Origin of the sequence: Pseudomonas sp. ARP3 (assembly GCF_001029595.1) — a bacterium.
In the GTDB taxonomy this organism is placed as follows: domain Bacteria; phylum Pseudomonadota; class Gammaproteobacteria; order Pseudomonadales; family Pseudomonadaceae; genus Aquipseudomonas; species Aquipseudomonas rhodesiae.
Genome location: NZ_LEKF01000002.1, coordinates 441,918 through 461,541 on the forward strand (window position 1 = coordinate 441,918; position 19,624 = coordinate 461,541).

At 59.2% G+C, this 19,624-nt stretch carries 20 protein-coding genes; 15 read left to right on the forward strand and 5 right to left on the reverse strand.

The window, feature by feature from the left end; genetic code table 11:
- Positions 1-69 precede the first annotated feature (69 nt).
- From ABX75_RS28205 to ABX75_RS03740, 4 genes are all read left to right on the forward strand, one after another.
- On the forward strand, positions 70-240 hold the full coding sequence (locus tag ABX75_RS28205) for a YhfG family protein (RefSeq protein WP_080758663.1): 171 nt from the start codon (positions 70-72) through the stop codon (positions 238-240).
- Positions 240-839, forward strand: a complete 600-nt coding sequence (locus ABX75_RS03730) for a putative adenosine monophosphate-protein transferase Fic (protein ID WP_034095364.1) — start codon at positions 240-242, stop codon at positions 837-839. Before ABX75_RS28205 ends, ABX75_RS03730 begins: the two co-directional genes overlap by 1 nt.
- A gap of 205 nt (positions 840-1,044) precedes the next feature.
- Positions 1,045-1,515: a hypothetical protein gene (locus tag ABX75_RS03735; protein WP_053060072.1), complete on the forward strand. Its 471-nt coding sequence runs from the start codon at positions 1,045-1,047 to the stop codon at positions 1,513-1,515.
- A gap of 277 nt (positions 1,516-1,792) precedes the next feature.
- Entirely contained in the window at positions 1,793-2,149 is a 357-nt protein-coding gene (locus tag ABX75_RS03740) for a DUF1493 family protein (RefSeq protein WP_034095363.1), read from the forward strand.
- A gap of 98 nt (positions 2,150-2,247) precedes the next feature.
- Here ABX75_RS03740 and ABX75_RS03745 read toward each other — a convergent pair whose 3' ends face one another.
- Positions 2,248-3,789: a phosphoenolpyruvate carboxykinase gene (locus ABX75_RS03745; protein ID WP_034111322.1), complete on the reverse strand. Its 1,542-nt coding sequence runs from the start codon at positions 3,787-3,789 to the stop codon at positions 2,248-2,250.
- Between the two features lie 179 nt (positions 3,790-3,968).
- Positions 3,969-4,871 (reverse strand): Hsp33 family molecular chaperone HslO, encoded by a 903-nt coding sequence (gene hslO, locus ABX75_RS03750; protein ID WP_034095361.1) that lies wholly within the window; start codon positions 4,869-4,871, stop codon positions 3,969-3,971.
- Positions 4,872-4,974: 103 nt separating this feature from the next.
- Here hslO and ABX75_RS03755 point away from each other — a divergent pair, with 103 nt between their 5' ends.
- Positions 4,975-5,778 carry a phosphatase PAP2 family protein gene (locus tag ABX75_RS03755; protein ID WP_034111319.1) on the forward strand — a complete coding sequence of 268 codons (804 nt, stop codon included), beginning with the start codon at positions 4,975-4,977 and terminating at the stop codon, positions 5,776-5,778.
- Between the two features lie 28 nt (positions 5,779-5,806).
- On the opposite strand, the gene ABX75_RS03760 is transcribed toward ABX75_RS03755, so the two are convergent.
- A complete protein-coding gene (locus ABX75_RS03760; protein WP_034095359.1) occupies positions 5,807-6,214 on the reverse strand; it encodes an RNA-binding S4 domain-containing protein in 408 nt (135 codons plus the stop codon).
- A 116-nt stretch (positions 6,215-6,330) separates the two neighbouring features.
- Between ABX75_RS03760 and ABX75_RS03765 the strand changes: the two genes are divergently transcribed.
- From ABX75_RS03765 to rimK, 3 genes are read left to right on the forward strand one after another with little or no spacing between them, the layout of a single operon-like run.
- Positions 6,331-7,110, forward strand: a complete 780-nt coding sequence (locus tag ABX75_RS03765; protein WP_040265300.1) for an EAL domain-containing protein — start codon at positions 6,331-6,333, stop codon at positions 7,108-7,110.
- Between the two features lie 13 nt (positions 7,111-7,123).
- Entirely contained in the window at positions 7,124-7,606 is a 483-nt protein-coding gene (locus ABX75_RS03770) for an ATP-dependent zinc protease (protein ID WP_005783815.1), read from the forward strand.
- On the forward strand, positions 7,603-8,508 hold the full coding sequence (gene rimK / locus ABX75_RS03775) for a 30S ribosomal protein S6--L-glutamate ligase (RefSeq protein ID WP_034095357.1): 906 nt from the start codon (positions 7,603-7,605) through the stop codon (positions 8,506-8,508). Before ABX75_RS03770 ends, rimK begins: the two co-directional genes overlap by 4 nt.
- Positions 8,509-8,607: 99 nt before the next feature.
- Here rimK and ABX75_RS03780 read toward each other — a convergent pair whose 3' ends face one another.
- Positions 8,608-9,921 (reverse strand): ATP-binding protein, encoded by a 1,314-nt coding sequence (locus tag ABX75_RS03780; protein ID WP_034095356.1) that lies wholly within the window; start codon positions 9,919-9,921, stop codon positions 8,608-8,610.
- A 117-nt stretch (positions 9,922-10,038) separates the two neighbouring features.
- Positions 10,039-10,779, reverse strand: coding sequence for a two-component system response regulator OmpR (gene ompR / locus ABX75_RS03785; RefSeq protein ID WP_034095355.1), 741 nt, complete (start codon positions 10,777-10,779; stop codon positions 10,039-10,041).
- Between the two features lie 356 nt (positions 10,780-11,135).
- Here ompR and ABX75_RS03790 point away from each other — a divergent pair, with 356 nt between their 5' ends.
- The 7 genes from ABX75_RS03790 to tauD all read left to right on the forward strand — a co-directional run bounded on the left by ABX75_RS03790 (position 11,136) and on the right by tauD (position 19,342).
- Positions 11,136-13,460: a Tex family protein gene (locus ABX75_RS03790; protein WP_034095354.1), complete on the forward strand. Its 2,325-nt coding sequence runs from the start codon at positions 11,136-11,138 to the stop codon at positions 13,458-13,460.
- Positions 13,460-13,843: a PaaI family thioesterase gene (locus ABX75_RS03795; RefSeq protein ID WP_034095353.1), complete on the forward strand. Its 384-nt coding sequence runs from the start codon at positions 13,460-13,462 to the stop codon at positions 13,841-13,843. Before ABX75_RS03790 ends, ABX75_RS03795 begins: the two co-directional genes overlap by 1 nt.
- 214 nt (positions 13,844-14,057) lie before the next feature.
- Entirely contained in the window at positions 14,058-15,641 is a 1,584-nt protein-coding gene (gshA, locus tag ABX75_RS03800; protein WP_047881475.1) for a glutamate--cysteine ligase, read from the forward strand.
- Positions 15,642-15,884: 243 nt separating this feature from the next.
- On the forward strand, positions 15,885-16,862 hold the full coding sequence (tauA, locus tag ABX75_RS03805; protein WP_047881476.1) for a taurine ABC transporter substrate-binding protein: 978 nt from the start codon (positions 15,885-15,887) through the stop codon (positions 16,860-16,862).
- Positions 16,863-16,879: 17 nt separating this feature from the next.
- Positions 16,880-17,659 (forward strand): taurine ABC transporter ATP-binding subunit, encoded by a 780-nt coding sequence (gene tauB / locus ABX75_RS03810; RefSeq protein WP_034095350.1) that lies wholly within the window; start codon positions 16,880-16,882, stop codon positions 17,657-17,659.
- Positions 17,656-18,492 (forward strand): taurine ABC transporter permease TauC, encoded by an 837-nt coding sequence (gene tauC, locus ABX75_RS03815; protein WP_034095349.1) that lies wholly within the window; start codon positions 17,656-17,658, stop codon positions 18,490-18,492. The genes tauB and tauC overlap by 4 nt, the downstream gene beginning before the upstream one ends.
- A 13-nt stretch (positions 18,493-18,505) precedes the next feature.
- The gene (tauD, locus tag ABX75_RS03820) at positions 18,506-19,342 is read left to right on the forward strand and encodes a taurine dioxygenase (protein ID WP_047881477.1); all 837 of its coding nucleotides are present in this window, start codon (positions 18,506-18,508) and stop codon (positions 19,340-19,342) included.
- Positions 19,343-19,624 lie beyond the last annotated feature (282 nt).

A 19,624-nucleotide genomic window follows, 5' to 3' on the forward strand; every position in this document is an offset into this window, starting at 1 on the left:
GTTTTTATCCCGCCTTCCAGCTGACGCATTGCGCTACAATCAAGCCTTGCCACCCAGGAGGACGCTGCGATGAGCGAACTGACCTTTGAGCAGAAACAGGATCACTACCACAAGATCCGCCGTTCCAATTACCTGGCGAGCCTGCGCCTGGAAGGGTTCGAGACCCAACCGGCCGACGCCGACAAACCCCTGCCGACCCGCGAAGCCGTGCTTGCCAAGTACCGCAACACTCCACGCTGATGCTCGACAAATACGGGGTAGGCCAGGACCCGTACTGCTACCCCGGTAGCAGCGTCCTGCGCAATCGCCTCGATTTGCACGATGAACACAAACTGCACCAAGCCGAGCGGGAATTATCCGAAATTGCCGTGAGCAACCTTCCGCTCTTCCCTCCTCCCTACGACCTAGAACGCCTGCAATACCTCCACCGCACGCTGTTCAGCGACATTTACGACTGGGCCGGCGAACTGCGCAGCGTCAACATCCAGAAAGGCGACACCCTGTTCTGCACCCCGGAACGCATCCAGCCGGAAGCGGCAAAGATCATTCGGCATATGGAAGAGGCAAACTGGTTCGTCGGCACAAGCCAAGCCGAACTGGTGACACAAATCGCCGAAGCTTATGGCGACCTCAACGTCATCCATCCTTTCCGCGAAGGCAACGGCCGGGCGCAGCGAATTTTGTTCGAACAGATCATCGTAAATGCGGGGTTTTCGGTGAATTGGTGGCTGGTGAAACAGGCAGCATGGATACCGGCGAATATTGATGCCGTGGCGTGTGACTATCGGGGCTTGGAGGCGATTTTTGAGCGGTGTATCAGTAGACCTTTAGATCAGTGATTGTGGCCAAGCCCGGCTTCCACATTTGACCAGTTCTACCCGGTGCGTCGCTGCCTAGCCACGAATGCCGGAAACAGTTGTAGGAAATCACCAAACGCCACGACATCCCCTTCCCAAACTGCTCCAAACGCCCGCTTACCCCTCTATAGAAGCTAGCCGTAACTGCATGAAAATAACGCGGTCTCTACTTTCTCGGCAGAACCCCGTGAACATCGAAAGGACTCAACACATCGGCCACTATGGCGTCACGTTCACAGTGATGCGCTTCACTGTTGTGCCTGAAAATCGGAATGCTTTAGCCAATCTATGTGTGCGCGAAGCAAAAACGCGAGCACGGCAAGTGCGTGATCAGATAAGCAGGTTGTACGAAAAAATGCTGGCCAGAGACTTGCCGTGCGATATGGCGGTGGCGGTTTCCTTTCCGTTAAGTCGGAGTCAGGCCGATCGGCTAAACGACCAAAACGTGCTCATCAAACAAATATTCTCCGGTGCGGTGAAAGCGCCGGGGGTTGCGGTTTCAACAGTCGCCGCGGGCTTCGTTGGCGATTCGATTTCCGGCAAGCTTCGCAGATATCACGCAGGAGACATCATCATCGGTCTGGATGCCAGTGTGAAAGGAGGCATAGGGCCTCAGCGGTCAATACTTTCAATGCATGTCTACTCGGGCGAGTCTTAGTAACATGGCCCTTTATCTTCAATTCGCTTCTTTTCTCATTATCTATTGGGTGCTGCACTATCACATAACAGACCCTCTGCTCAGAAAGCGCTTCGCTGTCACTTGCCTCATAACAGGCCTTATTTTGACGTTCCTCCTACCCTACGTAGCAGTGATCCTCAGAATGCCGTTCCTGCCTGTCTTTGTGTTCTTGGTGGGCTTAGCGCTCTTCATCACTCGAAACAAATACCGCCTACAACGCAACCATCCTCCTCACCCACTCTTGAGTGCGCCCATCATGAACCTCGCCCCCAACTTCCCCGAAGACCCCGTTATGCAGCAACTCTTGCAATTGCTGCACGAAGAAATCGGTCTACCTAAACACAAGACCATCCGCCTGCAAACCTCACTTAATTTCGACTTGGGCTGTGACGGCAGTGAAGCCAAGCAGCTTATGGAAGCACTGGAGCAGGAGTTTGCCCTCGACCTGGGCGACTACGACACTTATCGCTACTTCAACCCACCGGTCTTTGACGTGTTCCTCAAACGTCGCAGCAAAGGGCATGGCGACAAGGTCCCGCTAACCATTGGCATGCTCTACCTGGCCATCAAAACCCACAGTTGGGACACGCAAACACTGGAAAACCTGAGCTGAGCGCAAAACACCAAGCCTTCCCACAAGGGTATCTTCGCCAGCCTGACGCCCATAAAAAAGCCGCCCACAAGGGGCGGCTTTTTCACAGTTCCCGAATCTTACAACTTCGGACCCGCAGCCTTGATCGCATCGCTCACTTCAAACTTCTTGAAGTTCTCGATGAACAGACCAGCCAGGGCCTTCGCTGCTTCATCGTAAGCGGCTTTGTCAGCCCAGGTGTTACGTGGGTTCAACAGGCCGGTTTCAACGCCCGGTACGGCCAATGGCACGTCGAGGTTGATGGTGTCGAGATGTTCGGTTTCAGCACCGACCAACGCGCCGCTCTGGATCGCTGCGATCACGCCGCGGGTGGTCGGGATGTTGAAGCGCTTGCCAACGCCGTAGCCCCCGCCGGTCCAGCCGGTGTTGACCAGGTAAACCTTGGAGCCGAAACCGCGGATACGCTTGATCAACAGCTCTGCGTATTCGCCGGCCGGACGTGGGAAGAACGGCGCACCGAAGCAGGTGGAAAAGGTGGACTTGATGCCGCTGCCCGAACCCATTTCGGTGGAGCCCACCAGCGCGGTGTAGCCGGACAGGAAGTGATAGGCCGCTTGTTCTTCGCTGAGGATCGACACTGGCGGCAGTACGCCAGTCAGGTCGCAGGTCAGGAAGATCACCGCATTAGGCTCGCCGCCCAGGTTCTTCTCGGAACGCTTGGCAACGTGCTCCAACGGGTAAGCGGCGCGGCTGTTCTGGGTCAGGCTCACGTTGGTGTAGTCGGCGTGCTTGGCATCGTCGATCACCACGTTTTCCAACACGGCACCGTGCTTGATAGCTTTCCAGATGACCGGTTCATTCTTCTCGGACAGGTCGATGCACTTGGCATAGCAACCGCCTTCGATGTTGAACACTACGCCCTCGCCCCAGCCGTGTTCGTCGTCACCGATCAGGTAACGGCTTTCGTCGGCGGACAGGGTGGTTTTACCAGTGCCCGACAGGCCGAAGAACAGGGTCACGTCGCCTGCTTCGCCGATGTTGGCGGCGCAGTGCATCGGTAGTACGTCGGCGGCCGGCAGCAGGAAGTTCTGCACCGAGAACATGGCTTTCTTCATTTCGCCGGCGTAACGCATACCCGCGATGAGCACTTTTTTCTGGGCGAAGTTGAGGATCACGCAACCGTCGGAGTTAGTGCCGTCGCGCTCCGGCACGCACTCGAAGTTGGCCACGTTGAGCACTTGCCATTCGTCGCGACCCGCCGGGTTGTATTTCGCCGGGTTGATGAACAGGCAACGACCGAACAGGTTCTGCCAAGCAGTCTGGGTGGTCATCTTCACCGGCAGGTAGTGAGCTTCGGAAGCACCTACATGAACGTGGGAAACGAAATGCTCTTGCGCGTTGTTGAACGCCTCGACGCGAGCCCACAGAGCGTCGAATTTGTCGGCTGGGAACTTGCGGTTGATCGGGCCCCAGGCGATGGCGTCCTGAGTGGAAGGCTCTTCAACGATGAAACGGTCGACTGGCGAACGGCCGGTGCGGTGCCCGGTTTCTACGACCAGCGCGCCAGTATCGGCAAGCACGCCTTCACCGCGCTGCAGGGCTTCTTTGACCAGATCGTCAACACTCAGATCGGTGTATACGGCGTTATTGGCTTGCGTCATGAGGTTCCCCGTCGGCCTATGGCCGAGTGCTCCAAACGTTTTGTAGTAGAAAGTTGCGCACTACTACCGCGAAAAAAGTGGGCCGGATTATGCCAGAAAAGCCCAAAAAGAGTAGGGCCCTCCCGTCAGAACAGCGCTTATCCGGCGATTCACAGGTGATTTACCTGTACTTAAACGTTTTAGTGACGGGTACCGGAAGGGGTATCGACGCCTGCGCCAGCGAACAATTGGGCTATATCGGCGGCATCGAATAGGTAGCGCTGATTGCAGAATTGGCAGTCGATCTCCACCTTACCGCCATGCTCCACCGCAAGATTTTGCGCATCGTGCAGGCCCAGGCTGACCAAGGCATTGCCCGAACGCTCGCGGGAGCAACTGCAATGGAAGCGCAGGCTTTGTGCATCGAACAACCGCACCTCTTCCTCATGGTAGAGGCGATGCAGGATGGTTTCGTTGTCCAGGCCAAGTAACTCTTCGGCTTTCAACGTGTCGGCCAGGGCGATGGTGTGGCGCCAGCTTTCCGCGCGATCGTCTTCGTCCTTGATGCGATCTGCCGGCAGTTGCTGCAACAGCATGCCGCGGGCGCGCTTGCCGTCCGCGTTGAGCCAGAACTTGGTGCCAACTTGCTGCGACATCACGAAATAGTTAGTGAAGCATTCCGACAGGGTTTTACCGTCAAGGTCGACAATCCCCTGGTAACGCTGGCCTTCGGTCGGGTCGACGGTGAGCGCCAATACGCCGTTGGGCATCAGGTCGGACAAGCTCGCGTCCGGGGCGATCAACTCGGCCTCGTAGCGGGCCAGACCACGAATATCACGCTCGCTGGAACACTCGATCATCAGCAGCGGAATCGGGCCCTCGGAGCGCGCCTGCAGGATCAGCAAACCGTCGAATTTCATGGTCCCCACCAGCAGCGCCGCCGCGGCCATCAGCTCGCCGAGCAATTGCGCGACCGGCTCTGGATAGGCGTGTTTGGCAAGGACTTCGGCATAGCTGAGTTCCAGCGACACCAGTTCGCCGCGAGCGTCGCTGTCGTCGAAGATGAAGCGTTGGGTGAAGTCTGTATGCGGCAAATCAGTCATAGGTCGGATATCTGAAGTGATGACAAAATGGTTACAAAGTTTATAAAATTAAACGCTTTGGCACCAAACTGGTGCGATTTTACAGAGCGAAGAGGAACAGTTTATGAACAATCCGGGTTTGTTCCAAGCCAGGTGGAACCTCGGGGGCTGGGCGCTCTGCAATCTACTCGCTATCGGGCTGCTGTGCTTTTGGCTATGGCCCACGGGGCAGATGCTGTGCGTGGTTTTCGACGAATGGCTATTTCATCTGCTCAATGACCCGCTGGCCACAAGTTCAGCCTGGCTGCATGTGTGGGCCGTAGCGAGTTTGCGACCGTTCGATGCAGTCGTCGGGTTGATTCTGCTGGCGCTGTTGATTCGTGGCGATTGGGTGTTTAAAGCCGTGCAGGTTCGCCAGGCGTTTTTCGGGTTCTTCAGCATCCTGCTATTGCTGCTGTTTATTCGCATGCTGTTTTCCAAACTCGCAGCGCAGATGGGCTGGCAACACAGCAGCCCGTCGATGATGATCAGCGGCGCTATCCAGATGAGCGACTATTTCCCAGGGCTGGAAAAAACCTGGGAGTTGAAGGATCGCTCCAGCCAGAGCTTTCCCGGCGATCATGCGTCGGTGCTCTTGATCTGGGGGATGTTCATGAGCGTGTTTGCCAAACGCATCGGCCAAGTGCTGGTGATCTGGGGCTTGGCGCTGCTGTTCATGATGCCGCGCCTGGTCGCCGGCGCGCATTGGGGTCAGGACGATTACATCGGTGGGGTATTACTGGCGCTGCTGGCCTTGGGTTGGGGTTATTACACGCCTTTTGCCGCGAAGGTGTCCGGGGTACTGCTGCGGGTAACAGCACCGATCTTCAGATTATTTGGCAAACTGCCCGTGCTCGGTCGACTGAGCGTCATGCGGACCTTCACTTAACGCCGCGCTGACAGTGTGATTGGCGCAATCAATCATCATTGCCACTGCCGCGAAACTTAAACAGGTCGCGGCGTTGCTTCTTGCTCGGTTTACCGTCAGTAGTCAGGCCTGACGCCCCGGCCTTGCGCATCGCCGCCGCTTGTTCGCGCTTGGCGATGCTGGCTTGGGTTTCGACGTACAGCGTCTGGGCTTCAGGTGCACCGCGACGCACGATCGACAATGCCTGGACCACGATGGTCTTTTCATCAAACCCCGTACGAATCTCAAACTCATCGCCAACACGCGGCTCTTTACCCGGCTTGCAGCGTTCCCCTCGGTGATGCACTTTGCCGCTTTCAATAGCAGCCTTGGCCAAGGCGCGGGTTTTATAGAAGCGCGCCGCCCACAGCCACTTGTCCAAGCGGACCTTGTCTTCCTCTTCCTGCTTTTGAGCCACTTGAATTCCTCTCTCTGAAAAATGTCGCAACTTTACCGTTGAAACCCTTCGACGCATAAATCCCAAGGCTCGCCTAAGATACGCCAGGTAGCACCCCGTTTTCGCGAGGATACGCCGTGACCGACTTTCCCCTTTCACTCACCTCGCCGGGTCAACGGTGCGTGGGCTGCCAGCAGAGCGAACCTTTGGGGTTCGATTTTGCGTTCGCCTACCAGCCTATCGTAGACCTTAGGGACCATTCGATTTTTGCCAATGAGGCGCTGGTGCGTGGCGTCAACGGAGAAGGGGCGCTCTCGGTGCTGCAACAGGTTAACGAAAGCAACCGTTACCGCTTCGACCAGCGCTGCCGGACCCAGGCAATTGCCGGGGCCGCTGCGCTGGGGATGCAAACTCATCTTTCAATCAACTTCATGCCTAATGCCGTGTACCGTCCGGAGTTGTGTATCCGCAGCACACTCGAAGCGGCTCGCGCGCACAATTTTCCGCTGAACCAGCTGATTTTCGAGACACTGGAAAGCGAGCATGTAGATAACTATCGCCATTTGACGAATATTCTGCGTGAATATCGAGAATTCGGCTTCAAGACCGCCATCGATGATTTCGGCGCGGGCTATTCGGGGCTGAACCTGCTGGCCGATTTCCAACCTGACTTGATCAAACTCGATATGGCGCTGATTCGCGATGTCGACAAGGATCGTGTTCGCCAGGTAATCGTCCGGGGGATTGTCACAATCTGTGAGCAGTTGGGGGTTACTGTCATCGCCGAAGGCATCGAAAGTGCTGGTGAGCGAGACTTCCTGTCCGACTGTGGAATATTTCTGATGCAGGGCTATTGGTTCGCCAGGCCCGCATTCAATGCTTTGGCCGAGATTCCCTCCCAGGCCTGGGCGAATTGAGCGGTTAGCCATATTGAAGACATTTGATCATTTGACCGTTGTGGGTCTGCGTGAGTGGGTGGCCCTTCCCGACCTGGGCGTGGCAGGCCTGCGCGCGAAGATCGACACCGGCGCCAGCACCTCCAGTCTGCACGCCACCGACATAGAGCCGTTCGAACGCGACGGTGAAAAATGGGTGCGCTTCACCGCGCACCTGGGCAGCGTGGTGCAATTGCGCCATCGTCGCTGCGAAGCGCCCTTGGTGACGATGAAAACCATCAAAAGCTCCAACGGCCATGCACAGGTACGCTATGTGATCAGCACCACGCTGGCGTTGGGTGATCGGGTATGGCGGGTGGAGTTCACCCTGGCCTGCCGCAAAGCCATGCGTTACCGCCTGTTGCTGGGTTCCAAGGCGCTGATTGACGGCCAATTGGTGGTCAATCCCGGCGTCAAGTATGTTCAAGACAAGCCGGTGTTCCCGGTCTCTACTATTTCTGCCCCAGGTGCTGCATGAAGATTGCTGTGCTGTCGCGAAACCCGCGTCTGTATTCCACCCGCCGCATGGTCGAAGCCGGCACCGAACGTGGCCATGAAATGGTGGTGATCGACACGTTGCGTGCCTATATGAACATTGCCAGCCACAAGCCGCAGATTCACTACCGGGGCAAGCCTCTGGAGGGTTTCGACGCGGTCATCCCACGCATTGGCGCGTCGGTGACCTTCTATGGCTGCGCGGTCTTGCGCCAGTTTGAAATGATGGGCGTATTTCCACTGAATGAATCGGTCGCCATTGCTCGATCACGGGACAAACTGCGTTCTCTACAATTGTTGTCGCGCCGAGGCATCGGCTTGCCAGTCACCGGTTTCGCCCACTCCCCCGACGACATCCCGGACCTGATCGAAATGGTCAACGGCGCACCGCTGGTGATCAAGGTATTGGAAGGCACCCAAGGCATCGGCGTGGTGCTGTGTGAAACCGCCACCGCAGCCGAGTCGGTGATCGAAGCCTTCATGGGGCTCAAGCAGAACATCATGGTGCAGGAGTACATCAAGGAAGCCGGCGGTGCGGATATTCGCTGCTTCGTGGTGGGTGACAAAGTCATCGCGGCGATGAAGCGCCAGGCCAAGCCGGGGGAATTCCGCTCCAACCTGCACCGTGGCGGCAGCGCCAGCTTGATCAAAATCACTCCGGAAGAACGCATGACCGCGCTACGAGCAGCCAAGGTGATGGGCCTGGCGGTGGCAGGCGTGGATATTTTGCGTTCCAACCATGGCCCGCTGGTGATGGAAGTGAACTCCTCACCCGGCCTGGAAGGGATCGAAACCACCACGGGCAAGGATGTGGCGGGGATCATCATTCAGCATCTGGAAAAGAATGGCGGGCCGAATATGACCAGGACCAAGGGCAAGGGTTAGGGACGCAGCTGTTTGCTTCAAGCTATAAGCTGCAAGAAAGGGCAAAAGCTGTCTGCCTTTTGCTTGCGGCTTTAAGCTTCGAAACTTGCCGCTGTTTTTTTATACCGCGTCTCTAGGCAACATCAGCCCAAGCGGCAACCGCACCCGCGCCTCCAGCCCGCCTCCCTCGCGATTGCGCAGCTCGACATTGCCGCCATGCATCGACGCAATCCGCCGCACAATCGCCAAGCCCAAGCCTGTCCCTTTGCCTCCGCGCGCACGATCACCTCGGGTAAAGGGGTTGAAGATGCCTTCCAGCTCCGCAGGATCAATGCCGGTGCCGCGGTCCATCACACTCAGCACCACATAAGGCGCAGCGCTATCGCCGGACACGTACGCCGCCACTTCCACATCCGTACCGGCGTGATGAAGGGCGTTGCCAATCAGGTTGTTCAACAGGCGCTTCATCGACACCCGCCGCAGCGCGAACGGCTGGATCGGTTCCAGGCGCATGCGTACCTGTTCGCCATTTTGGTTATAGGGGGCGACGACCTCACGCACCAGATCGGTGAGATCGACTTGTTCGACCACCTCATCGCGGCCGTCACGGATAAATGCCAGGAACTGATCGAGGATGGCGTCCATGTCCTCAATGTCCCGGATCATGTCATCCGTCAGGTCCGTATGGTTGCCCATCAACTCCAGGGAGAGGCGCAGGCGTGTCAAAGGTGTGCGCAGATCGTGGGACACCCCCGCCAACATCAACTCGCGTTCGCGACCGGCCTGTTCGACGTCTTCCGCCATCTGGTTGAAGGCGCCGTATACCTCCGTCATTTCACTGGGTGTGTCACTCACCGGCAGTCGCACACTGCGGCCCTGGCCCAACTGCCGGGCAGCGAACACCAGGCGCTTCAGCGGTTGGTTAAGCTGACGCACGAAGATCCACGCGGACGCCGTCGAAAGCAAGCCGATGGCCAGGAACCAGCCCAATACGTTCCAGATTTTCTGCCCGCGCAATGGATGCGGATACAGCGGCACTTTCAGCCAATCCTCACCCAGGCTTGGCGCACGCACCCACAACGCCGGTGACACATGCATGCGCAGCCGCACTTCGGTGTCCTTGCCCAATTCGGCCTGCATTTGACGCTGGTAAATCTCGCTGTAGGGCCAATGCTGCTCGCCTTCCGGCACACCGGCGCCGGCCACACGCACCAGGGTGGCAGCCTTGGCGATTTTCTCGCGATTCTCTGGGTCAGCGGCCCAATAGGCACGCAGTGTAAGAGCAACGCCGTGGCTGTATTGCCGGTCCACCAGCACATCCTCGTTCATCAGCAGATAAACCAGCGTGAGTGCCTTGGAAAACAGAACGACGATCAGCACCAGCCAGAGGGTGCGGGAGAAGAAACTTTGCGGGAACCACAACGGGGTTTTCATAGAGGACAGCTGGACACCTTGCAAGAATGAGCGGCGCTCGCAGAATTGCAGACGCCGAGCATCCCGTCGACCTTTACGGGGTCAAATGCCGGGATGCCCACCTCTGCAAATCATCGGTCACTTGGTAGCGGTGCCATCCGGCACGAACACGTAACCCACGCCCCACACTGTCTGGATATAGCGCGGCTTGGACGGGTCCGGTTCGATCATCCGGCGCAGACGGGAGATCTGCACGTCGATGGAACGTTCCAAGGCATCCCACTCGCGACCACGGGCCAGGTTCATCAACTTGTCACGGGTAAGCGGCTGGCGGGCGTTCATCACCAGCGCTTTCAGCACGGCAAATTCGCCGGTGGTCAGCATGTGCACTTCATCACCGCGCTTGAGTTCGCGGGTCGCCAGCGACAGCTCGTAATCGCCAAAGGTCACGCTTTCATCTTCGCTACCCGGAGCACCCGGCACCGCTGGCGCCTGGCGACGCAGTACAGCTTTGACACGCGCCATCAACTCGTCAGGGTTGAAAGGTTTGGCCAGGTAGTCATCGGCGCCCAGTTCGAGACCCTTGATGCGGCTCAGCTCATCGCCCTTGGCGGTGAGCATGATGATTGGAATCTGGTTGTTGGCGCCGCGCAGACGCTTGCACGCAGTCAAGCCATCTTCGCCGGGAAGCATCAGATCGAGCACGACCAGGTTGAAGACTTCGCGCCCCAGAAGGCGGTCCATTTGCTCGGTGTTCGGTACCGCGCGGGCACGATAGCCCTTGGAGTTGAAGAAACGCTCCAGCAGGCTGCTCAGCCCCGGATCGTCATCAACGATGAGAATTTTTTCGCCTTCAGCAGTTTGTGCAGTGCTGCTCATTGGATGCTCCTCTTATCTCGGCGCGCATTATGGCGTAGCTGCCGTTATACGCACCGTGTGCATTGTTAGCAGATTTTTCCTCTACTGCCAGCGAACCCGCGCCCTACACCCCTCCGGCACAGTACCCCCCAAGAGCAGAACGCTGGTTATAATGCCGCGCCGTCGTGCAGGGCAACGTCAGATCGTTACCGTTTACTGCCGGGTTTTTTCACAGGTTTGTCGCGATTTTTTCGATTTCGAGGGTCAATAGGCTGCCTCTTGACCCAGGCAGCGGCGCCGGTCGGGCCGCTCAACTTGCCTCGCAACGCCTTGTTTACCGGGCTCCCGAGCTGCTTTTCAGAATTTCAGGTGGTTTTATGGACAGCATCAACAGCCGCATCGCCGAGGAACTCGGTGTACGCCCACAACAGGTCGAAGCGGCCGTCGCTCTACTGGATGAAGGCTCCACGGTGCCCTTCATCGCCCGTTACCGTAAAGAAGTGACCGGCAGCCTCGACGATACCCAACTGCGGCATCTGGAAGAGCGCCTGCGCTACCTGCGAGAACTCGACGAACGGCGCATCAGCATCCTCGCCAGCATCGAGGAACAGGGCAAGCTGACCCCGCAACTGGAGCGCGACATCAAGCTCGCGGACACCAAGACCCGCCTCGAAGACCTTTACCTGCCCTACAAACAGAAACGCCGCACCAAGGGCCAGATCGCCCTGGAAGCCGGCCTCGGCGAATTGGCCGATGGGTTGTTCAACGACCCGTCCCTGACGCCGGAAACCGAAGCCGCGCGCTTTGTCGATGCCGCAAAAGGCGTCGCCGACACCAAGGCCGCGCTGGAAGGCGCCAAGTACATCTTGATGGAGCGCTTCGCCGAAGACGCCAGCCTGCTGGAAAAACTGCGTAACTACTTGAAGCAAGAAGCCATCCTCAGCGCTCGCGTAATCGCCGGCAAGGAGGAAGAAGGCGCCAAGTTCCGTGACTATTTCGAACACGACGAACCGCTCAAGAGCATGCCTTCCCACCGTGCCCTCGCCATTTTCCGTGGCCGCAACGAAGGTATTCTCAGCTCCGCGCTGAAAGTCGGCGACGAACTGCCGGGCACCATGCACCCGTGCGAAGGGATGATCGGTCAACAATTCGGCATCCAGAATCAGAACCGTCCTGCGGACAAGTGGCTCAGTGAAGTCGTGCGCTGGACGTGGAAGGTCAAGCTCTACACCCACCTGGAAACCGACCTGCTCGGCGAGCTGCGCGACGGCGCCGAGACCGAAGCGATCAACGTGTTCGCCCACAACCTGCACGACCTGCTGCTGGCCGCCCCGGCCGGCCCGCGCGCTACCCTGGGGCTCGATCCGGGCCTGCGCACCGGTTGCAAGGTCGCGGTGGTGGACGCCACCGGCAAGCTGCTGGACCACGCGACCGTGTATCCGCATGTGCCGCATAACAAGTGGGACCAGACGCTTGCGATCCTCGCCGCCCTGTGCGCCAAGCACTCGGTAGACCTGATTGCCATCGGCAACGGCACCGCGAGCCGTGAAACCGACAAACTGGCCGCCGAACTGATCAAAAAATACCCAGCCATGAAGATGACCAAGGTCATGGTGTCCGAAGCGGGTGCGTCGGTGTACTCGGCATCGGAGCTGGCCTCCAAGGAATTCCCGGACCTGGACGTGTCGATCCGTGGCGCGGTGTCCATTGCCCGTCGCCTGCAGGACCCGCTGGCCGAACTGGTGAAGATCGACCCTAAATCCATCGGCGTCGGCCAGTACCAGCACGACGTGTCGCAGTTGAAGCTGGCACGCGGACTGGACGCGGTCGTCGAAGACTGCGTGAACGCCGTGGGCGTGGACGTCAACACCGCCTCGGTGGCGCTGCTGGCGCGGATTTCCGGCCTCAACGCCACCCTGGCGCAGAACATCGTCAACCACCGCGATGAAAATGGCGCCTTTAAAACCCGCGCCGCGCTGAAAAAAGTCGCGCGCCTGGGCGAAAAAACCTTCGAGCAGGCTGCCGGTTTCCTGCGCGTCATGAACGGCGACAACCCACTGGACGCCTCGGCGGTCCACCCGGAAGCCTACCCGCTGGTGCAGCGCATTGCCGCCGAGACCGACCGCGACATCCGCTCGCTGATTGGCGACGCCGCGTTCCTCAAGCGCCTGGACCCGAAGAAGTACACCGACGAAACCTTCGGCGTGCCGACTATCACCGACATCCTGCAAGAACTGGAAAAACCGGGCCGCGACCCACGTCCCGAGTTCAAGACCGCCGAGTTCCAGGACGGTGTCGAAGACCTCAAGGACCTGCAACTGGGCATGATCCTCGAAGGTGTGGTGACCAACGTGACCAACTTCGGCGCCTTTGTAGATATCGGCGTGCATCAGGACGGTTTGGTGCATATCTCCGCGCTTTCGGAGAAATTCATCAAGGACCCGCGCGAAGCGGTCAAGGCCGGTGACGTGGTCAAGGTCAAGGTCATGGAAGTGGATATCCCGCGCAAACGCGTTGGCCTGTCGATGCGTATGAGCGACACCCCCGGTGAAAAAATCGATGGCGCGCGGGGCGCTCGTCCTGGCTCGGCGCCGCGTCAGTCGCAGAACAGCGCACCGCGCAAGGAAACCACCACCGCGGCGCCTAGCAACAACGCCATGGCCTCGCTGTTCGCCAATGCCAAACAGTTGAAGAAGCGTTGATGGAGATCCCGGCCGGCTTGACCCAGAGCGCGTTCAGCGAACTGATCGGCTGCCGCCTGCAACGCCTGGAGCAGGGCGTTGCCGAGGTGGCCCTGAGCCTGGAGCCGCATCTGCGCAACCGCGCGGGCAAGCTGCATGGCGGGGCGATTTTCAGTCTGGTGGACATCACCATGGGACTGGCTTGCTCCAGTTCCCATGGTTTCGACCAGCAGAGCGCGACCATCGAATGCAAGATCAATTACATCCGCGCCGTGGAAGACGGTGAGGTGCTGTGCACCAGCCGCATCGTTCACGCCGGCCGGCGCACGTTGGTGGTCGAGGCGGATGTGTACCAAGGCGAAAGACTTGTCGCAAAAGCACAGGGCACGTTCGCTGTCCTATAGCTCCCCACCCTCGATTTGAGTTAATTTCGGCGCTGCTTAAACAGCGTCGGAATTTTCTCGCTGTGCTATAGCCCAATTCATGGAATGAAGTAGGCTTTTTCAAAGCGGGTCAACTTGACTCAAAACCAGGCGATCACGCCAGTTTTAACTTCACCCTTGTAGACCGTCCTGCCCACCCCCATATTGGGGCGACTGACGCGTGAAGGAATCCAACTTGAGCGAACTTCTCAACCGCCGCCTGGCCCTGCTCGGCAAGCGCGAACACCTCTCCCTGCTAGAGCAGTGCCTGCACGGCATCGAGCGCGAATGCCTACGTGTCACGGGTGAAGGTCGCCTGGCGCAGACGCCGCACCCCGAAGCCCTGGGCGCTGCGTTGACCCACGAACAGATCACCACTGACTACTCGGAATCGCTGCTGGAGTTCATCACCCCAGCCCTGCCCAACCCGGCCGATACCCTGAGCAGCCTGGAAAGAATCCATCGGTTCGCCTACACCAAGCTGGGCAGCGAATACCTGTGGAGTCCTTCGATGCCGTGCCCATTGCCGGCCGAAGAAGATATTCCGATTGCCTACTACGGCACCTCCAATATCGGACAACTCAAGTATGTGTATCGCAAAGGTCTGGCCCTGCGTTACGGCAAGACCATGCAGTGCATCGCCGGCATCCACTACAACTTCTCGCTGCCGGAAAAATTGTGGCCGCTGCTCAAGCAAGACGAGGGCTATGTCGGCACTGATCGTGACTTCCAGTCCGACGCGTATATCGCGCTGATCCGCAATTTCCGCCGCTACAGCTGGCTGCTGATGTACCTGTTCGGTGCTTCGCCGGCCCTGGATGCCGGGTTCCTGCGCGGACGTTCGCACCAGTTGGAAGTACTCGACGCCGACACCCTGTATCTGCCTTACGCCACCAGCCTGCGCATGAGTGACCTGGGTTACCAGAGTAACGCCCAGGCCGGCCTGACGCCCTGCTACAACGACCTGGCGAGCTACACCGACAGCTTGCGCAAAGCGGTGGCAACGCCCTACGCGCCGTACGTCGAAATCGGCACGCATAAGGACGGTGAGTGGGTGCAGCTCAACACCAACATCCTGCAGATTGAAAACGAGTACTACTCCAACATCCGTCCCAAGCGCGTGACTTACACCGGCGAACGGCCAATCCAGGCGCTGATGGCGCGGGGTATCCAGTACATTGAAGTGCGTTGCCTGGATATCAACCCGTTCCTGCCGATGGGCATCGACCTGCCGGAGTCGCGCTTCCTTGACGCGTTCCTGCTGTACTGCGCCCTCAACGAGAGCCCGCTGTTCGCCAACAACGAGTGCAGCAACGCCACCTCCAACTTCCTCAGCGTGGTCAAGGAAGGCCGCCGTCCGGGCCTGCAATTGCAGCGTCAGGGCCAGGCCGTGGACATGAAGGAATGGGCCACCGAATTGTTGGAACAAATCGCTCCGCTGGCCGCCCTGCTCGATGAAAGCCACGGCATCACCGAACACAGTCACGCGTTGGACGCCCAACTGGCCAAGGTCAATGACCCGTCCCTGACACCGTCGGCCCAGGTGCTGGCGGCGATGGCCGAGCGCAAAGAGAGTTTCGCGCAGTTCTCGCTGCATCAGAGCGAAGTGCACGCCGAATACTTCCGCCGCGAGCCGTTGCCGGCTGAAGAGCAGGCACGTTTTGAGGAGCTGGCACGCACATCGCTGGCGCAGCAGGCGGAACTGGAGCAGAACGAAGTGGGCGATTTCGACGTGTTTGTCGGCTCGTACCAGGCGAGTATTCTGGCGATCAGTAACTAAGACCGAACTCGGTCCATTAGGAGGGGGCTTGCCCCCGATTGTACTGGGCCAGTCAACCCACCAGTGGCTGAACTACCGCCATCGGGGGCAAGCCTCATCCCACATTTGCCCCCAATCAAGCTCAAGGCTCCCTTCACCCTTACCCACATAAGCTAATTCGAAAAAGTTATTTATTTTTCGATTCTTAGATCATTTAGTCTCCTCTCACGCCGAGCCTCGGCCGCCTGATTGAGGAGACTCCCCTTGAAACTGCTTACCCCTCTGCGCCTGTTGGCCGCATTGTCCCTGGCCGGTGCCAGCCTGTTTGCCCAGGCGGCGGATGTAACCATTGCCTACCAGACCACCGTCGACCCGGCCAAAGTCGCGCAGGCCGACGGCGCTTACGAAAAAGCCGCCAACGCCAAGATCGACTGGCGCAAATTCGATAACGGTGCGGACATCATCGCCGCCATTGCCTCCGGCGACGTGCAGATCGGTTACCTCGGTTCCAGCCCACTGACCGCCGCGATTACGCGCAAAGTGCCGGTGCAAACCTTTCTGGTCGCGACGCAGATCGGCGGCGCCGAGGCGCTGGTGGCGCGTGACGGTTCGGGGATCAACAGCCCGCAAGACCTGATCGGCAAGAAAGTCGCCGTGCCATTCGTGTCCACCGGCCACTACAGCCTCTTGGCCGCGCTGAAGCACTGGAACATTGACCCGTCCAAGGTGACCATCCTCAACCTCGCACCGCCGGCGATCATTGCAGCCTGGAAGCGCGGCGATATCGACGCCACCTACGTATGGGACCCGGCACTGGGCGTAGCCAAGGAAAACGGCAAGGTGCTGATCACTTCCGGCGAACTGGCCAAATTCGGCGCACCGACTTTCGATGCCTGGATCGTGCGTAAGGATTTCGCCGAGAAGCATCCGGAAATCGTCAAGGCTTTCGCCAAGGTTACGCTGGATGCCTACGCGGACTATCGAAAAGACCCGCAAGCCTGGCTGGCCAACACAGGCAACGTCGACAAACTGGTCAAGCTCTCCGGCGCCAAGTCCAGTGATATCCCACAACTGCTGCAAGGCAACGTCTACCCGCTGGCCGCAGACCAAATCACCCTGCTCGGCGCGCCGACCACCCAGGCCGTAACCGACACCGCCGCATTCCTCAAGGAACAGGGCAAAGTCGAAGCGGTACTGCCGGATTACGCCCCATACGTCAGCGCACAGTTCATTAGCCACTGATTCGGGAGTTCATCGCGATGGCCTTGCTACAACTGGAGCGCATCAGCGCACAGTACCCAGGCGCCCCGGCACCGGTGCTGGCGGATATCTCACTGGACCTGGGGCCCCAGCAATTGCTGGTGGCTCTCGGCCCGTCCGGCAGTGGCAAGACTTCACTGTTGAACCTGATCGCCGGCTTCGTCGAACCCAGCGCCGGGCGTATCAGCCTCGACGGCGTGCCGGTCAAAGGCCCGAGCGCCGAGCGTGGCGTGGTGTTTCAAGACGATGCGCTGCTGCCCTGGCAGGACGTGCTGGCCAATGTTGGCTTCGGCCTGGAATTGGCCGGCGTGCCTAAAACACAGCGTGAAGCCCGCGCGCGGGAAATGCTGGCACTGGTGGACTTGGCCGGTTTCGACCACCGCCGCATCTGGCAACTGTCCGGTGGCCAGAAGCAACGTGTCGGCCTGGCCCGCGCATTGGCCGCCGACCCGCGCGTATTGCTGATGGATGAGCCGTTCGGCGCCCTGGATGCCTTCACCCGCGAACAGATGCAGGAGCTGCTGCTGCAAGTCTGGCGGCGCACGGCCAAGCCGGTGTTTCTGATCACCCACGACATTGAAGAAGCGGTATTTCTCGCCACCGATCTGATTCTGCTGGCGCCCAACCCTGGCCAGATCGTCGAACGTCTGCGCCTGGATTTCGGCCAACGCTATGCCGCCGGCGAGTCGGCGCGAGCGATCAAGTCCGATCCGCGCTTTATCGAAACCCGCGAACATGTCTTGGGCAAGGTGTTCTCGCAACGGCAGGTATCCCCATGAGCAGCTACGAACTTCCTGTCATCACCACCGAGCCGGCAACACAAACGCCCATTCCGGTCCGCCGCAGCCTGAGCACGCGCTGGATCAGCCTGTTGACCCTCACTACCTTGCTGATCGCTTGGTGGGCCGTGACTGCCACCGGTGTGATCGAGCCGCTGTTTCTGCCGCCGCCGGCCGCTGTGCTGCAAAAAGGCTGGTTGCTGGCGACCAGCGGTTATATGGATTCCACCTTATGGCAGCACCTGGCCGCCAGCCTCAGCCGCATCGGCCTGGGCCTGGGTTTTGCGGTGTTGACCGCCGTGCCGGTGGGGATCGCCATCGGAGCCAACCGCATCGCCCGTGGCATCTTCGACCCGTTGATCGAGTTTTATCGGCCTATTCCACCGCTGGCCTATCTGCCGTTGATCGTGATCTGGTGCGGCATTGGCGAGCTGTCCAAGGTGCTGCTGATCTACCTGGCGATCTTTGCGCCCATCGCGATCGCCACCGCCACCGGCGTACGCACCGTCGACCCGGCCAAGCTGCGTGCGGCGCAGTCCCTGGGGGCAACCCGCGCGCAATTGATACGTCATGTAATTCTGCCAAGCGCCCTGCCCGACATTCTCACCGGTGTGCGCATTGGCCTGGGGGTGGGCTGGTCGACGCTGGTGGCCGCTGAACTGATCGCGGCCACCAGTGGGCTGGGGTTTATGGTGCAGTCGGCGGCGCAGTTTTTGGTGACCGATGTGGTGGTGCTGGGGATTTTGGTCATAGCCCTGATCGCCTTCGCCCTGGAAATGGGCCTGCGTGCCCTGCAGCGTAAATTAGTGCCCTGGCATGGCCAGGCACACTGACTGTGAGAATCCCATGAGCAACGTTACCGTGAGCCCCTTGAGCACCGCCCTGGACGCCCAGATCAGTGGCGTCGATATCACCCGGCCGCTGTCCCCCGATCAGCGCGACGCCATTGAACAGGCGTTGCTTACCCACTCGGTGCTGTTCTTTCGCGACCAGCCGATCACCCCGCAACAACAGGCACGATTCGCGGCGAATTTCGGTGACTTGCACATCCATCCGATCTACCCCAACGTGCCGGAACAACCCGAAGTATTGGTGCTCGACACCGCCGTCACCGACGTGCGCGACAATGCGGTGTGGCACACCGACGTGACGTTCCTGCCCACCCCGGCTCTCGGCGCGGTGCTCAGCGCCAAGCTGCTGCCGGCGTACGGCGGCGACACGCTGTGGGCCAGCGGGATCGCGGCGTATGAGGCGCTATCCGCGCCGATGAAACGGCTGCTGGACGGCTTGACCGCCACCCACGACTTCATCAAGTCCTTCCCTCTGGAGCGCTTCGGCAACAGCGCCGAAGACCTGGCGCGCTGGGAAGCTGCCCGCCAAAAGAACCCGCCATTGTCCCATCCGGTGGTACGCACGCACCCGGTGAGTGGGCGCAAATCGCTGTTTGTCAGCGAAGGTTTCACCACCCGGATCAACGAGTTGGAAGCCGCCGAGAGCGAGGTGATTCTGAAGCTGTTGTTTGCCCACGCCACTCGGCCGGAATTTACCCTGCGCTGGCGCTGGCAGGCCCATGACGTGGCGTTCTGGGATAACCGTGTGACACAGCACTACGCAGTGGATGACTACCGACCGCAACGGCGGGTGATGCACCGCGCGACGATTCTGGGAGATGTGCCGTTCTGATTTCCGGCGCCCCCGTGCAGTCCAGCTCATTACGCGCCGCCTCGCGTCGGCGCGTTTGATGCTCATAGCAAACTTTAAACAGCCAATATCGACCGCATCCGATTTATTAAAATAAAACTCGTCATATGGCCTACTCTCGGCAACCTCGTTACACAATTAATTAACATCCCCGCCTTGCTATCACTTCAGAAAAATCCTCTATAGCTATCGTTATCTCACGTTACCAATTCCGCACTGGCACTCGGAACCCCAGACAGTTACCAACCACAGATCTCACGACAC